Origin of the sequence: Cecembia lonarensis LW9 (genome assembly GCF_000298295.1) — a bacterium.
Classification (GTDB): domain Bacteria; phylum Bacteroidota; class Bacteroidia; order Cytophagales; family Cyclobacteriaceae; genus Cecembia; species Cecembia lonarensis.
In genome coordinates this window covers 12,589-27,630 of sequence record NZ_AMGM01000024.1, presented here as the reverse complement: position 1 = coordinate 27,630, position 15,042 = coordinate 12,589, and the positions used below count along the sequence as shown (strand labels likewise).

The following is a 15,042-nucleotide window of genomic DNA, read 5'->3' as shown; positions in this document are numbered from 1 at the left end:
CTTACAACTTATTCAATAAAGCTCTCTGGAATTTTTAAGATTTAGTTCGAAAAATATAGAAAAAACGCTAATCTATACCTAAGCCCAAACGGACGCATCAATTCCTCAAATCAGACTCAAAACTTCATCTAAATACTCCCTTGTATTGGAAAGTCTTGGCACTTTGTTTTGACCTCCAAGTTTTCCTTTGCTTTTGAGCCATTTCTCAAACAAACCCTCTTCTGAAAAATGCACTTTGGGTTGGCTTAAGGCCAAATCTTTATACCTTTTGGCATCATAATCCGAATTGATTTCCCTCAGTTTCTGATCCAGTACAGCCGTAAACTTTTCTTTATCATCGGGGAATTTTTTGAATTCAATCACCCATTCGTGTGCCCCTTTGCTGGAAGAGTCTCCAAAATAGACAGGAGCTGCGGTAAAGTTGGTGATGGTGGCTCCTGTAGCCTCTGAGGCAGCTTGGACAGCCCTTTCCGCATTTTCCACGATCACCTCTTCCCCAAAAGCATTGATAAAATGCTTCGTTCTACCAGAAATTTTAAAGCGATACGGCTGAGTACTTGTGAATTTTACCGTATCACCGATTTTATAGCGCCAAAGACCTGCATTGGTAGAGATGATGATGGCGTAGTTTTTACCGATTTCCACTTCAGATAATGGTATAACCTTAGGGCTATCCTTTTCCCAATCTTCCATGGGGATAAACTCATAAAAAATACCATAATCCAACATCAAAAGCATTTCATCTGAATTTGTCTGATCCTGAATACCGAAAAATCCTTCTGAGGCATTATAGGTTTCCATATACCTCATTTTAGGAGAAGGGATGAGTTCCTTGAACAAACTTCTATAAGGGCCAAAAGCTACAGCCCCATGGAAAAACACTTCAAGGTTCGGCCAGACTTCCAAGATGTGCTTGGCTTTCTTTAACTCAAGAATTCGCTGTAACAGCACAATGGTCCAAGTAGGTACACCGGATATGCTCACTACATTTTCATCCATGACCTCTCTTGCCATCCTTTCAATCTTACTCTCCCATTCCTGCATCAATGCGATTTCAAGACCGGGTGTTCTTGCAAATTGAACCCAAAGTGGTAGGTTTTGCATGATGACAGCAGAAATATCGCCCACCTGAATTTCGCTGTCCGGATTGATAGGGTTGTTACTTAAACTTCCACCTATACTTAAGCTTTTCCCTGAAAAAAGGCGACTATCCGGATAATTATTGACATAGAGGGTAATCATGTCTTTGCCCCCCTTAAAATGACAATCTTCCAACGCCTCATTGGATACAGGTATGTATTTGCTTCTGCTTGAAGTAGTACCTGAGGATTTAGAAAACCAAAGGATCTCCGAAGGCCAAAGTAAATTTTGCTCCCCCTTCATAATCCTTTCAAAAAAAGATTGCATCTCCTCGTAGCTTTGCACAGGTACATTTGCCGCAAAATCCTGATATTTTTTGATACTTGAAAAGCCATGCTGCTTTCCAAATTCCGTCCTCCTTGCAGATGCTATCAGTTCTTCAAAAGTATCTCGTTGAACTTCAATTGGATTTTTTTTGAAATTATCTATTTGACCTATGCGGTTTTTAAAAATCCAGGTCATAAAAGAGTTGACTACCTCCATCAGTTAAAAACTTTTCTTTTCAATTCAAAATGCTGGCCCAAGTAAACCCTACGTACCTGTTCATCCGCGGCAAGTTCTTCCGCCGTACCTGCTTTAAGCAATCTTCCTTCAAACATAAGGTAAGCCCTATCTGTAATCGATAAGGTTTCATTTACATTATGGTCTGTGATCAAAATACCAATGTTCTTCGTCTTCAATTTGGCCACAATGGTCTGTATCTCCTCCACAGCAATCGGATCGACACCAGCAAAAGGTTCATCCAAAAGTACAAACTTCGGGTCAACCGCCAAAGCCCTGGCAATTTCTGTTCTTCTTCTTTCCCCACCGGAAAGTACCATGCCCAGGTTTTTTCTCACATGGGTCAAGCTGAATTCTTCCAAAAGGCTCTCCACCTTTTCCTTCATCTCTGCCTTGGTTTTATTGGTCATTTCCAAAACCGCCATAATATTTTCCTCTACTGAAAGTTTTCGGAAAACAGAGGCTTCCTGGGCCAGATAGCCAATCCCTAATTTTGCTCTTTTGTACATGGGGAGGTCGGTGATTTCCTGCTCATCTAAAAAAATCTTGCCTTCATTGGGTCTGATCAAACCCACTATCATATAAAATGAAGTGGTTTTGCCAGCACCGTTGGGGCCCAAAAGTCCCACAATTTCGCCCTGATTCACTTCGACAGATATGTCGTTGACTACTTTTCTACCCTTGTATATTTTTACGAGATGTTCCGCTCTTAATAGCATGTCAGTCAAATTTTATGTCTTTCACGTACAATTGAAGAGTACTGTTATTTCTAAAAGTATTCTCTCTGATTTCAAATGCCAAATCAAAACGCATTTTTCGCATCAGCATTTTGTAAATGATCTCATCGGGATAGGTGATTTTATCCGCTAAACCGAAAGCAATACAAATCGGCTTGGTTTCCTGACCATCCTGCACAACATTGAACCTCAAATGTTTATCTTTTAAAATCCGGACATTGTCAGCATAAACCTGTCTCACAGTGAATACAGGTTCCGGATTCCCAGGGCCAAAAGGTGCCATCTGTTTTAAAATATTGTAAAATTTATAGTTGATCTGGTCCAAAAGTATTTCATCATCTATTTCCAGTACCGGCTTCATATGGATATCATGAATCCTTGCACTTACTACTTCTTCAAACTTGGCCTGGAAGGCAGGAACATTGTCTACTGAAAGTGTCAGCCCTGCTGCATACTTGTGTCCACCAAACTGTTCCAATAAATCACTACATTCAGAAATGGCCTCATAAATGTCAAAATCAAATACTGATCGGGCACTTCCCGTAGCTTTGTTATTTGACTCTGTAAGGATGATGGTGGGCCTATAATACCTTTCGATACACCTCGAAGCAACAATTCCGATCACTCCCTTATGCCAATCCTCCTTGAATAGTACGGTGGTCTTCATCTGCTGCACTTCTTCCATGCTTTGAATCATAGACAGTGCCTCCTTGGTGATGTTTTCATCAAAATTTTTCCTGGCAGCATTTACGGTATCTACCAGCTCAGCCCTTGTTAGAGCATCTTCCAAATCTTTGGAGATCAACAGTTCCACAGATGCTTTGGCGTGTTCCAGGCGTCCAGAGGCATTGATCCTTGGCCCTATTTTGAAAACGATATCTGAAATCTCAATCTCTTTTTCAATTTTGCTTCTCAATATCAGGGCCTTTATCCCAGGCCTAGGGTTGTTGTTGATCCTTTCAATGCCATAAAAGGTCAATATCCTATTCTCTCCGGTGATGGGAACAATATCTGCTGCAATGCTGATAGCCAAGAGGTCTAAAAACTCCATAACCTTACCAGCCTCATCCCCCATCAATGAAGCAAATGCCTGTATGAGTTTAAAACCTACCCCACAGCCGCTCAACTCCTTGTAAGGATAAGAGCAATCGCTTCTTTTGGGGTCTAAAATGGCCACAGCGGGTGGTAACGCTTCCCCAGGAGTATGATGGTCACAGATGATAAAATCTACTCCCAGTTCTTTGGCCAAAACCACTTTGGAAATGGCTTTTATGCCGCAATCCAAGGAAATGATCAGTTTAAAATTGTTTTCCGCTGCATACCTTACCCCTTTTTCTGAAATACCATACCCTTCCTTATAGCGATCTGGAATATAAAAATCCACATGGGGGTAAAACTGGCTTATGTAACCATACATCATGGCCACCGAAGTAGTTCCGTCCACATCATAGTCTCCATAAACCAAAATTTTTTCTTCATTTTTGATGGCTCTTCCCATTCTGGCCACTGCTTTGTCCATGTCCTTCATGAGCATAGGATCATGCAACTTGTCCAGATCGGGTCTGAAATAATCTTTGGCTTTTTGAAAAGTATCTACCCGCCTGTTAACCAGTATGTTGGCTAAAGTAAGGTTGACATTGATTTCTTTGCTAAGGGATTCTACAGTTTTAGGGTCGGCCTTTTCCCTGATCATCCATTTATACTCCATAAGGCTAAATTACTAAAGTAAGCGGCTATTTAGGATAGATTAATCCCATTTATTTTTGAACGGTGGTAATTTGAGAAGACTAAATAAAAAATCCCGGCCTTTTCTAAAAGCCGGGATCTGAAAATTAAGAGAAATTTATAGATCAATTCACTTTTGCCACTAATCTTACCTCCAATGGGAAATAAAATGGGAGACTTGTACGTCTCCCATTTAGACTGATTTCCAACCCAAAAAGTTTAATCTTTCATCACTGCAGGAATATTTTTTTCCTTGAATTTTTCATTGAAAGTCACGACATCTTTTTCAAGGATTTCTTCCAAGCTTAATTTGTAGGTTTTCCATTCGTTTTCTAAGTCTGAAAGTCTTGCTTTTACGGCTGCCGTCAGCCTTGGATCATGCACATCTACAGCTGATCTCAACTCAAAAAACTGAGCATTCAGCTGACTTGGAAAATTAATCACATCTTGGAAATTGCTTTGTCTGGTTTCTACGATTTTACCTTCCCAATCATCTATTTTTTTGACTAGTTGGTTTCCAGATTCCAAAAGATCAGCATGCGCTTCATGGTCTTTTAAAAGACCGTTGAGATGCACCACCTGAGCTTTAACCTTCCTGATTTCATTTACGGATTGGTGGACTTCTGTAAGCGTAGCGGCTGCCCGTTCTAAGAATTGCTGCTGGGCCTCCCAATCCGCATCTGTAACATTTTTGAGGTTTGGATCTTGTACAATTTCAAATCCAGTTTCTGAAGTACCGCCATTATAATGCAACACGGCCTTATATTTCCCTGGTTTTACACGATGACCACTATAATCCCCGTACACAAAAGCATTGGGGATTTCCAAAAGGGTTTTACCTCGGAAATTCCAAACAAATCGGTTGATGCCTTTATGGGAAGGAAGTAATGGTTCAGGTGATGGTCCTCCGGAGAAAGCTTTAAAGTTTTCATCCTTTTGATTGGAGAAAGTGCGGATATTCCTTCCCATACTGTCAAAGATCTCAAGTTTTACTGGTAAAGAGTCTGCTTTTTCAGGCAAGTAATAATCCAAAATGACTCCGGTTTTTGGATTTTCCCCAATACCTGGAGGCAAATCCATCCAAGATGGAATAAAACCTTCATATTTCACCGTGGTCTTTGGCTCAAAAAGCTGAAGTCCTTTAAGATTACCCATGGACTGCTGAACTGCACTCAGGTCATCCAAAATCCAAAATGACCTTCCTGCTGAGGATATTACCAGGTCATTATCTGCAATAGCAATGTCTGTGACAGGCACTACAGGGAGATTGAGCTGGAATTTATTCCACTCTTGACCTCCGTCAAAGGATACATAAAACCCCCTTTCACTACCTGCATACAATAGCCCCTTTTTTTGTTTATCTTCCCTGATGACCTTGATAAAGTCATCTTTATCAATGCCAGTGTTAATATTTGTCCAAGTTTTGCCATAGTCAGTAGTTTTATAGGACATGCTCTGGAAATCATTGAATTTGTACCGGGTGGCAGCTATATAAGCGGTGCCTTTTTCATGAGGGGAAACCTCAATGGACTGTATCAAACTTTCCGGCAAACCAGCAGGAGTAATGTTTTCCCAGGTTTTCCCTCCATCTCTGGTAATATGAACCAATCCACAATCACTTCCTGTATAAATGACCCCCTCTCCACCACTTTGGACCTGCCAGGGCAACCTTCTGTGCTCCCATGTCGCTGCGTAGAGAATTCTTGGGTTGTTATAATCCATACTCAAAGAAGATGCCCCTGTATTCTCGTCAACATAAAGCGTCTTTTTCCAGGTCACCCCTCCATCAGTACTTTTAAAAATGCCCCTTTCCTCACTCGGCCCATGTGCAGCTCCTTGTGCAGCGACAAAAACCACATCAGGATTTTGTGGATGGATAACCACGTCAGATATATGCCTGGTCTTTTCCAGTCCCATATGCTTCCAAGTTTTTCCCCCATCTAAGGACTTGTAAAATCCCATCTCCATAGGTCGTCATGACTCCCCTAATGGCATGCTCTCCCATACCCACATAGATGACATTAGGATCAGATTCACTGATGGCAATATCCCCTACAGAACTGGTTTTGAAAAATCCATCAGATATATTGAACCAGGAAATCCCGGCATTTTCTGTTTTCCATAGCCCCCCTCCGGTATAGCCTGCAAAATAAACTTGATCATTGCTCGGAAGGCCGGTAACAGCATTGGATCTACCGCCGCGGAATGGCCCGATGTTGCGCCAGGTCAGCCCTTCATAAAGTGAGGCATCAAAACTGATGGTTACAGGGTTGCTCACAGTATTTTTCCCCCTTTGGGAAAAGGATGGCAAAGCAACAGCAAGCATAAAAACAAATAACAGTATTTTCTTCATGATGTATTTGGTTGGACTTGCCATAAATTTGGTTAAAATACCCCAATAAATCATCTGGCGAATCGGCAAAATTTAAGACCAAAAAGAGTTATGAGTATAAAATTTCAAAATTCCACAGCAATTTGCATCTTTGGACTTATTGTACAGCGGTATTAATTGAAAAATGGAAGTCAAAACCAAAATTTTTGAAAGCGCAAAATCATTGTTGCATACCAAAGGATTAAAGGTTGTAGCAGAAGACCGAGATAGGCCATGGGGTGGATTTCTGGTTATTGAAGAGGCTCAGGCCAAGGATTTTGCCAAGGCATTTTTCCCAGAAGAAGATTTTGAGTCCTTAAAAATTTCAGAAAAACTCAGCCCAAAAATCTTGTTGGTAGCCCCTGAAAAGCGGCTCAGCTGGCAATATCATTTCCGTAGGGCAGAAATCTGGCGTTGTATTGGAGGTTCAGTTGCCGTGGTATCCAGCATGAGCGATGAAGAAAAGGAAAGACATATTTTAAGCACAGGTGATAAAATCAAATTACAACAAGGGGAAAGGCACCGTTTGATTGGATTGGAAGATTGGGGCATGGTGGCTGAAATCTGGCAGCATACAGATGCCAATCATCCTTCTGACGAAGAAGACATTGTCAGGTTGCAGGATGATTTCGGTAGATAATGACCTAGAATCCCAAGCCTCAAAGCTTCTTGGCCTCTTCCCAGTACACATCCATTTCGGCTAGACTCATTTCTTCAATTTTTCTGCCCGCTGCTTTGGCTGCATTTTCAAGGTATTGGAAGCGTTTGATGAATTTAAGGTTGGTCCGCTCCAGCGCCTCTTCTGGATTGATATCAATAAAACGGGCATAATTGATGAGGGAAAACAATAAGTCACCAAATTCCCCTGAGGCTTTTTCCTTGTCAATTTCTTCCTCTTTTATGGCATTAAAAGCTTCCTTAAACTCTTTCATTTCTTCTTCCACTTTCTCCCATACCTGATGTTTTTCCTCCCAGTCAAAGCCTACGCCTCTTGCCTTTTCCTGTATCCTCATGGCTTTAATCAATGCAGGTAGGGACTTAGGGACACCTCCCAGGACGGACACATTACCCTTTTCCTGAAGCTTGATTTTTTCCCAATTTTGTTTCACTGCTTCTTCGTCTTTGGCCTCTGTGTCCCCATATATATGGGGATGTCTCCTGATCAGTTTTTCACAAAGACTATTGATGACTGTTCCCATGTCAAATGCCGATTTTTCTGATCCGATTTTGGCATAAAAGACAATGTGTAGCAGTATATCCCCCAGTTCTTTTTTGATTTCCTCCAGGTCATTTTCCAAAATGGCATCCGATAATTCAAAAGTCTCCTCAATGGTCAGGTGTCGTAGACTTTCCAAAGTTTGCTTTCTGTCCCAGGGACATTGTTCCCTGAGCTCATCCATAATGGTCAATAAACGGTCAAATGCGGCAAGCTGGGCTTCTCTTGAAGATAATTCTGGCATAAAAAGGGAAACTATTCTTTATGTGAGGACGTTTTGAAAGTATTACGTAAATTTGCGCAAATTATATTGATATGACAACCTTGTATTTGACTTTAGCCTTTCTTGCCTTATTTTTCATTTTGATGTCCGTAAGGCTCATCTTTATCAAAAATGGTGAATTCAAAGGCACCTGTGCTTCCCAAAATCCTTACCTGAACAAAGAAGGTGGAACCTGTGGATATTGCGGTAAAACCGTAGATGCCAATTCCAGTTGTGGTAATCCCGACAACGAGGTAGACAAGGTGTTGGCCAAATTCAAATAAAAATATTTTGTATGCCTGGCTTGTCCAGGATTTTTCTGTTATTAACCTTATTTAATTTTCATCGTGGCATTAATCAAATCTATCTCCGGAATCAGAGGAACGATCGGAGGCAAACCTGGAGAAGGGCTTACCCCACTTGACGTCGTAAAATTTACCGCTGCCTATGGTTCATGGATCATCTCACACACCAAAAATCCCAAAGTGGTGATTGGAAGGGATGCCAGAATCTCGGGTGAAATGGTTTCCAAATTAGTAACAGCCACCCTTCAAGGCTTGGGCATCGATGTCATCGACCTGGGATTAAGCACCACGCCAACGGTGGAATTGGCCGTGCCTCTGGAAAAAGCCGGGGGAGGTATCATCCTTACTGCCAGCCATAATCCTATTCAATGGAATGCCCTCAAACTTCTCAATGATAAAGGAGAGTTCATCTCAGATGCAGAAGGAAAAGCCATTTTGGAGAGTGCGGAAAGCGAGAATTTTGCTTTTGCAGAGGTAAGAAAACTAGGACAATACACGCTGATTGAAGACTATATTGACCGACATGTAGCGCATGTACTTGAACTCAAATTAGTAGATGTGGAAGCCATCAAAGCCAGAAAGTTCAAAGTAGTGGTAGATGCGGTGAATTCCACAGGTGGTATTGCAGTACCCAAATTACTCCGGGCTTTGGGAGTAGACAACATAGAGGAAATGTACTGTACGCCAGATGGCCACTTTCCCCATAATCCCGAACCATTGCCAGAAAACCTTAGAGATATTGCAGATAAACTCCATAGAGGAAAATATGATTTGGGAATTGTGGTCGACCCGGATGTGGATAGGCTTTGTTTCATGAATGAAGACGGTTCCCCTTTTGGTGAGGAATATACCTTAGTGGCTGTTGCAGATTATGTGCTTTCTCAAACGCCTGGAAATACTGTTTCAAATTTGAGTTCGACCAGGGCCTTGAGGGATGTAACAGAAAAACGTGGTGGAACCTATCAGGCCGCAGCCGTGGGAGAAGTCAACGTGGTCAACAAAATGAAGGAAACCAATGCGATCATCGGCGGTGAAGGGAATGGAGGAGTGATTTATCCCGAATCTCATTATGGAAGGGATGCTTTAGTAGGTATTGGCTTGTTTTTGACCCATTTGGCAAAATTTGGAAAAAGCATCTCTATGCTTAGGGCTACCTATCCAAATTACCATATTTCTAAAAACAAAATTGAATTGACACCTGAGATTGATGTGGATAAGATCCTAGAGGCGATTAAAAGTAAATACAGCAAACATCCGATCAATGATGTGGATGGGGTGAAAATCGAGTTTGAAAAAGAATGGGTCCACTTAAGAAAATCCAATACCGAACCGATCATCAGGATTTATTCAGAATCTGAAACCCTGGCCACAGCAGAACACCTGGCCAATAAGATTATTCTTGACATCAAAGAACTGATCTCAGGAACTTAAATCTTTTCCAAAGTTCTTAACTTTGGAAAAGATTACCTATACAACCAGCAAAATAACTTGAAGATGCGCGTTTATTTTGACAATGCCGCTACAACAGCCATGGACGATCGGGTGATCGAAGCCATGCTGCCTTATATGAAGTTGCATTATGGCAACCCCTCCTCTGTCCATAGCCATGGCAGACAAGTGCGTTCGGCCATAGAAAAGGCAAGAAAGAAAGTTGCAGAACTTTTGAATGCTGCTCCTTCTGAAATATTTTTTACCTCAGGTGGAACCGAAGCAGACAATACTGCCATTGTTTGTGGCATAGAAACCTATGGCATCAAGCATGCCATTACTTCCCCTATTGAGCACCATGCAGTTTTACATACCCTAGAGGAATGTGCCAAAAAAGGAAAGATTAAACTGAGTTTGCTGGATGTCAATCCCAAAGGGGAGGTAGACTTGCAGCAATTGGAAGCATTGCTTCAGGCCAATCCCAATTCATTTGTATCATTAATGCATGCCAATAATGAAATTGGCAATATCAACGATATTGAAACCATCGGCGAATTGGCCAAAACCTACGGCGCATTTTTCCATTCAGATACCGTACAGACCATGGGGCATTATGCCCATGATTTAAAAAACCTACCCATTGATTCCCTGGTTGCCGGAGGCCATAAATTTCATGGCCCTAAAGGATCAGGTTTCCTATATGTGAAAAAGGATAAGAAAATACACCCCTTTATTCACGGGGGTGCCCAAGAAAGGAATATGCGGGGTGGAACTGAAAATGTCATCGGAATCATAGGCATTGCCAAGGCCCTGGAACTGGCTTATGAGGATATGGACGGACATAGAAAGCACATTGAAAGCCTTAAAAGTAGGTTTATTGAATTGCTGAAGGAAAATATTCCCGGAATTGAATTCAATGGCAAATCTGCAGACTTAAAAAAGAGCCTGTATACAGTATTAAACGTAAGTTTACCCCCATCAGAAGAAAATAGGGGTATGCTTTTGTTCAACCTTGACCTGCATGGCATTTCTGCTTCTGGGGGTTCGGCTTGTAGCAGTGGAGCCACGGTAGGTTCACATGTGCTTCGTGCTTTGGGACATGACCCCGAAAGAGAATCCGTGAGGTTTTCTTTCAGCAGGTTCAATACTGCCGAAGAGGTTGATTATACCGTGGAAAAGTTGAAAGAATTGTATACTGTGAATGTATAAACATTCAAAGGTTCATTTCTATAGCCTTTTTCACCAGTTCTACGGCAGAACTCACCCCAAGCTTTTGATGTATTTTTTTGCGGTGAGATTCAACGGTGTGCTGGCTTAGGCTTAAGATATCGGCAATTTCCTTATTGAGGTTGCCGTCCTTGATCAAGCGTAAAATTTCCAATTCTCTACGGGATAGCTTAAAGCGCTCTTTGAAATGATCTGGGTATTTTCCGTCATCCTGTTGAAAAAGTAATTTTTGGAAGCCTTGAATATAACTTCCTTCATACACTTCCCTAATGGTATAAATCAATTCATCAGGGTCTGAGCCTTTTAATACATAGGCATCAGCACCGAGCTTTATGCATTTCTCGTAGATTTCTTTATCATCATACATAGAAAGCACAATTACCTTGGTGTCAGGTATGGTTTTCTTTATCGCAGCCACTACCCCCATACCATCCATCTGTGGCATATTCATATCAGTTAGCACCACATCCACTGCTTTATTTTTCAAAAAATCCATCAGTTCCACACCATTATTAAAGACTCCCTTGATGACAAAATCATCTTCCTCCTCCAAAAGACTTTCTATGCCTTTTGCAAACATCTTGTGGTCATCCGCCAGTGCAATATGGATCATCTAAGTTTGGGTGATAGATTTCAGAAACAAAATATAAGTCAAGGATTCGATATTGGCAAGGAGAGTTTGATTTCTGTACCTTTTCCAAGCGCTGATTGTATATCAAATTCACCTTCTATGGCAAGCATGCGGTTCTTCAGGTTATACATCCCTGAACCATTACTTACCTGTGAAGTGTCAAAACCTACTCCGTCATCTTTTATACAAATTATCAAGTGTTCCGGTCTTGTCTCCAAATGAAAGGAAATACTTTTGGGTTGGGCATGTTTGATGGCATTGTTCAGGCACTCCTGAATGGTCCTGATCAGGATGATTTTTTTGTCTTTGTCCAATTGGATTTCGTCTCCTTTTTTTTCGAATTGTGTTTGACAAAAGGCAGCACTCTTCAACTTGGCTAACTCATTTTGTATAAAATCCTCCAAAGTGATGGATTCTACCCAATCCAGGTTTAAAGATTTGGACAGTCCCCTCACTTCTTTGATAATTTGGTTAAGCATGGACTTTCCCTCTGATACTTTTTCGGGTTTGGAACTGGCCAAATTCATTTTAGCCAAAGAAAGGAGTTGGCCAATATTGTCGTGGAGTTCCCGCCCTACGTGGGTAAGGGTGTTTTCCCTGATTTCTTTCTCGGCATTGATGATGGTTTTCTCGTATTCTGCCCTCACTGCCGCCAATTTTTGTTGATTTTGTAGCTGCTTTTGACGATGTACTATCACCATGGTCACAATAAATGAGCCCATCAACAACATCAATACAAATCCCAATAAAACGATGTAGAAAACTTCCGTTCCAGAATTATCCATGCCAAAGAAACCTATAATTGGATGATTTGACTAAAAGTACACATTTTGACACTACTTATCCTAACAAATCAACTCAGATTGCTGCTGATTTTGGTCTTTTTATTTTTAATCAAGGGCAGATAAAAACTAATGGCAAAAACCAAATACATAAAAGCTCCTAAAGCATTAATGATGTTTTGCATCATTCTCATTAATTCAAAATTAGTAGTGGTGACATATCTTATGGAAGCAAAATTTAATATCGAGCTGGAATAAAAAAATAGCAGAAAGGTGACTACCCAAAAAACAGGAAATCTTAAAAGGTTTATTTCGATAAACATATTCTTACTGATGAGGCCATAAAAAAAATAAAAACAACAGCCAAGAATTATCATAGAACCAAGAATATAGGAATTATGATGAAACTCTAGAATAGAAGTAAAAAAAAGAGATTTGACGGTCCCAAATAACAAAAATAAAACGCCTAACATTATAAATGCATTTTTCACACTTCCCTGTTGGAATATTTCTTTGAAAAAATATAAATATAAAATGGGCAATGTATATACAAAGATGGCATTATAGTAAACTAAATTTGGCTTACCATTAGTTGCCAAATAGAAGCCAAGGTTTTCCACAATAGCTACAAGGATCAGAATCAATAGGATGATACGATGTAATTTTTTGAACGGGCCCAAATCAAAGAAAAGTAGTGTCATACTTCCGAGCGCCGCAATGGAAACTAAAATGAAATACCACGACCACATGGAAATAAATTAAGTATTTATAGGAGGCTCACAATAAGGAGGGCAAAGCATACCTCCATTTTCAATGGAATTAGCATCACTTCTTTGACCCTCTGAGTTCAAAAAGACATCAAAAATACCATTTTGCTCTTCATTGGCTGCAGAGAGGGCCACTGAAATTTTTCCGATGTATTGCTCTCTATCCCTTCTGTCCTGTGGAACTAAATAAAGATTTTCCCTATCATATTGCCCAAAATAAACTTTTATACCCCCCTTATTGGCATCTGTCATTCTTAATAGTTTTTCAATGGTTGCCCTATCAAAAAATACCCATTGGGACTGCTCTTTAATGGCCCTTCCTTGCTCATCTCGACCTGGTTCTCCAACCTGAATAGTTTCACGATAAGGCTTTACAAATTTTTTTAAATCATCTCGATTCATGGCTTACATTTTAAAAGTTTATAATATCAAAGAATTATAATTCCTAATTTAATGCTTTTAAGGGGCTAAGAAAAACTTTTTTTGGAAATAAGGTAAAAGATAAGCCAAACCCATGACCAAATACATCAAGCCACTTAAGGTTCTTAGTATAGAGCCTAATATAAATATCAAATTCCTATCCAAACCAATCAAATAACCGAAAGAAGCAAAATACATAAAAGAGGCAGTATAAAAGAAAAACAAAAAGCAGACCACCCAAAAAGACGGAATCCAAAGCAAGCTTTTGCCATTCAACCAATTCTTAACTAAAATGGCATAAAAAAACCAAAGGCAGCATAAGATGATCGACAGGGATGAAATAATGACAGTATAGCTTTGAAAAGTTTCCCAAAAACCCTGTAAAAAGAAGGAGTTGAAAATAAACCAAATAGAAAATAACACAATTCCCACAATGAATATCTTTTGATAATGCCCCTTCCGGAATACGGTCAAGAAATAATACCAAATCACAATGGTTTCCAAGTATAAAAAGCCAAAGTTAAATATCCAGGAATTATATATTCCCCTAGCCCCATAATACCTTCCAATAGCTTCGGTGAGCATGCCCAAAAAAATCACAGTAAACAAAACCCTATGTTCTTTTTTATTTTCTTGCAAAGTAAAAAAAGGGAATACCCCAATTACGAATGACAAGAAAAGGATGTAATTGTAAAATGTCCAGGCTAATCCCAAGTTCAAAGTATTTATCTTTTGATGCAGATAATTTTACACTAAAAATACCTGGCAAACAAAAGATATTATTTGGCTGGGTAAAAGGTTTTCTAACCTGAAATAAGGTTATTCAATAATAGTAAAGCTCCTCCTGTAAAGCCAGGGCAACATAAAAGCCAAACCAAACACCAGATACATCAAGCCTGCTACCAACTGATTGATGGTGAATAATAAATGTACATGATCCAGGACAAAAACCGGATGGAACTGATAAGTCCCAAACAACAATATGGCTTCAAAATAAAACAGCAATATGGCCCAAGAAATCCAAAAATGGGGCAATTGAATCAAATCCCTGTCTGCATAAGTTTTCATCTGTATCAAATGGATCAGAAACCTTAACACCAAAAAAACAATCAATAAGGCAAAAGGTAGGAAGGTGAAATATTGAAAAACGGTGTCAATAGATTGAAAAAACAAAGCATTGACCAAGCCCCAGCATACTATGCCCAAACATATCCAAACAATTTTTCTTCTGAATTTCTGATTGACTTCAAGAAGACTCAGATAGAAAATAAGCAATAAAGATTCAGCATATACCCAACCTATATTGTACAAGAGGGAATTATTAATCCCCCTTGCGGCTGTAAATGCCCCAGCTAATTCCATCAGCAAAGCAAGAAACAAAATGCCTATGATCACATTTTGGGCAGTGGATTCTAACCCTTTACTTTTCCTCAAAGGAAAAAGAGAAAACAGAAAACCAACAGCAATGACAAAAAGATAAAAACTACCAAACATTAATATTGAATAAGCTTTACAAAGGTAGGTAGTATA

General features: G+C 40.0%; 15 protein-coding genes. 4 read left to right on the top strand and 11 right to left on the bottom strand.

Going from position 1 to position 15,042, the window contains the following annotated elements; all coding sequences use genetic code 11:
* Window positions 1–105: 105 nt before the first annotated feature.
* The 5 genes from B879_RS09295 to B879_RS23185 all read right to left on the bottom strand — a co-directional run bounded on the left by B879_RS09295 (window position 106) and on the right by B879_RS23185 (window position 6,456).
* The gene (locus tag B879_RS09295; protein WP_009184916.1) at window positions 106–1,623 is read right to left on the bottom strand and encodes a GH3 auxin-responsive promoter family protein; all 1,518 of its coding nucleotides are present in this window, start codon (window positions 1,621–1,623) and stop codon (window positions 106–108) included.
* Complete coding sequence (gene lptB, locus B879_RS09290) at window positions 1,623–2,360, bottom strand: LPS export ABC transporter ATP-binding protein (protein ID WP_009184915.1); 738 nt, start codon at window positions 2,358–2,360, stop codon at window positions 1,623–1,625. The genes B879_RS09295 and lptB overlap by 1 nt, the downstream gene beginning before the upstream one ends.
* A gap of 1 nt (window position 2,361) precedes the next feature.
* Window positions 2,362–4,086 carry a single-stranded-DNA-specific exonuclease RecJ gene (recJ, locus tag B879_RS09285; RefSeq protein ID WP_193786162.1) on the bottom strand — a complete coding sequence of 575 codons (1,725 nt, stop codon included), beginning with the start codon at window positions 4,084–4,086 and terminating at the stop codon, window positions 2,362–2,364.
* Window positions 4,087–4,322: 236 nt separating this feature from the next.
* Window positions 4,323–6,020, bottom strand: coding sequence for a WD40/YVTN/BNR-like repeat-containing protein (locus tag B879_RS09280; RefSeq protein ID WP_009184913.1), 1,698 nt, complete (start codon window positions 6,018–6,020; stop codon window positions 4,323–4,325).
* A complete protein-coding gene (locus tag B879_RS23185) occupies window positions 5,989–6,456 on the bottom strand; it encodes a WD40/YVTN/BNR-like repeat-containing protein (protein WP_238542113.1) in 468 nt (155 codons plus the stop codon). The genes B879_RS09280 and B879_RS23185 overlap by 32 nt, the downstream gene beginning before the upstream one ends.
* A 163-nt stretch (window positions 6,457–6,619) precedes the next feature.
* Here B879_RS23185 and B879_RS09270 point away from each other — a divergent pair, with 163 nt between their 5' ends.
* Entirely contained in the window at window positions 6,620–7,114 is a 495-nt protein-coding gene (locus B879_RS09270) for a cupin domain-containing protein (RefSeq protein ID WP_009184911.1), read from the top strand.
* A gap of 19 nt (window positions 7,115–7,133) precedes the next feature.
* On the opposite strand, the gene mazG is transcribed toward B879_RS09270, so the two are convergent.
* Window positions 7,134–7,934 (bottom strand): nucleoside triphosphate pyrophosphohydrolase, encoded by an 801-nt coding sequence (gene mazG / locus B879_RS09265; RefSeq protein WP_009184910.1) that lies wholly within the window; start codon window positions 7,932–7,934, stop codon window positions 7,134–7,136.
* Between the two features lie 71 nt (window positions 7,935–8,005).
* On the opposite strand from mazG, the gene B879_RS09260 reads away from it, so the two are divergent.
* From B879_RS09260 to B879_RS09250, 3 genes are all read left to right on the top strand, one after another.
* Complete coding sequence (locus B879_RS09260) at window positions 8,006–8,236, top strand: hypothetical protein (protein WP_009184909.1); 231 nt, start codon at window positions 8,006–8,008, stop codon at window positions 8,234–8,236.
* Between the two features lie 63 nt (window positions 8,237–8,299).
* Entirely contained in the window at window positions 8,300–9,688 is a 1,389-nt protein-coding gene (gene glmM / locus B879_RS09255) for a phosphoglucosamine mutase (protein WP_009184908.1), read from the top strand.
* 63 nt (window positions 9,689–9,751) lie between these two features.
* A complete protein-coding gene (locus B879_RS09250; protein ID WP_009184907.1) occupies window positions 9,752–10,894 on the top strand; it encodes a cysteine desulfurase family protein in 1,143 nt (380 codons plus the stop codon).
* Between the two features lie 4 nt (window positions 10,895–10,898).
* On the opposite strand, the gene B879_RS09245 is transcribed toward B879_RS09250, so the two are convergent.
* The 5 genes from B879_RS09245 to B879_RS09220 all read right to left on the bottom strand — a co-directional run bounded on the left by B879_RS09245 (window position 10,899) and on the right by B879_RS09220 (window position 15,006).
* Complete coding sequence (locus B879_RS09245; protein WP_009184906.1) at window positions 10,899–11,525, bottom strand: response regulator; 627 nt, start codon at window positions 11,523–11,525, stop codon at window positions 10,899–10,901.
* 38 nt (window positions 11,526–11,563) lie between these two features.
* Window positions 11,564–12,328 (bottom strand): sensor histidine kinase, encoded by a 765-nt coding sequence (locus B879_RS09240; protein ID WP_009184905.1) that lies wholly within the window; start codon window positions 12,326–12,328, stop codon window positions 11,564–11,566.
* Between the two features lie 755 nt (window positions 12,329–13,083).
* Complete coding sequence (locus B879_RS09230) at window positions 13,084–13,494, bottom strand: hypothetical protein (protein WP_009184903.1); 411 nt, start codon at window positions 13,492–13,494, stop codon at window positions 13,084–13,086.
* A 57-nt stretch (window positions 13,495–13,551) separates the two neighbouring features.
* Window positions 13,552–14,232, bottom strand: a complete 681-nt coding sequence (locus tag B879_RS09225; protein ID WP_157231577.1) for a hypothetical protein — start codon at window positions 14,230–14,232, stop codon at window positions 13,552–13,554.
* Window positions 14,233–14,331: 99 nt separating this feature from the next.
* Entirely contained in the window at window positions 14,332–15,006 is a 675-nt protein-coding gene (locus B879_RS09220; RefSeq protein WP_009184901.1) for a hypothetical protein, read from the bottom strand.
* Window positions 15,007–15,042 lie beyond the last annotated feature (36 nt).

Bases quoted from the DNA above. Each gene is read 5' to 3' on its own strand.
- B879_RS09295 (WP_009184916.1), bottom strand. From the start codon at position 1,623: ATGGAGGTAGTCAACTCTTTTATGACCTGGATTTTTAAAAACCGCATA.
- lptB (WP_009184915.1), bottom strand. From the start codon at position 2,360: ATGCTATTAAGAGCGGAACATCTCGTAAAAATATACAAGGGTAGAAAA.
- recJ (WP_193786162.1), bottom strand. From the start codon at position 4,086: ATGGAGTATAAATGGATGATCAGGGAAAAGGCCGACCCTAAAACTGTA.
- B879_RS09280 (WP_009184913.1), bottom strand. From the start codon at position 6,020: ATGGGACTGGAAAAGACCAGGCATATATCTGACGTGGTTATCCATCCA.
- B879_RS23185 (WP_238542113.1), bottom strand. From the start codon at position 6,456: ATGAAGAAAATACTGTTATTTGTTTTTATGCTTGCTGTTGCTTTGCCA.
- B879_RS09270 (WP_009184911.1), top strand. From the start codon at position 6,620: ATGGAAGTCAAAACCAAAATTTTTGAAAGCGCAAAATCATTGTTGCAT.
- mazG (WP_009184910.1), bottom strand. From the start codon at position 7,934: ATGCCAGAATTATCTTCAAGAGAAGCCCAGCTTGCCGCATTTGACCGT.
- B879_RS09260 (WP_009184909.1), top strand. From the start codon at position 8,006: ATGACAACCTTGTATTTGACTTTAGCCTTTCTTGCCTTATTTTTCATT.
- B879_RS09250 (WP_009184907.1), top strand. From the start codon at position 9,752: ATGCGCGTTTATTTTGACAATGCCGCTACAACAGCCATGGACGATCGG.
- B879_RS09245 (WP_009184906.1), bottom strand. From the start codon at position 11,525: ATGATCCATATTGCACTGGCGGATGACCACAAGATGTTTGCAAAAGGC.
- B879_RS09240 (WP_009184905.1), bottom strand. From the start codon at position 12,328: ATGGATAATTCTGGAACGGAAGTTTTCTACATCGTTTTATTGGGATTT.
- B879_RS09230 (WP_009184903.1), bottom strand. From the start codon at position 13,494: ATGAATCGAGATGATTTAAAAAAATTTGTAAAGCCTTATCGTGAAACT.
- B879_RS09220 (WP_009184901.1), bottom strand. From the start codon at position 15,006: ATGTTTGGTAGTTTTTATCTTTTTGTCATTGCTGTTGGTTTTCTGTTT.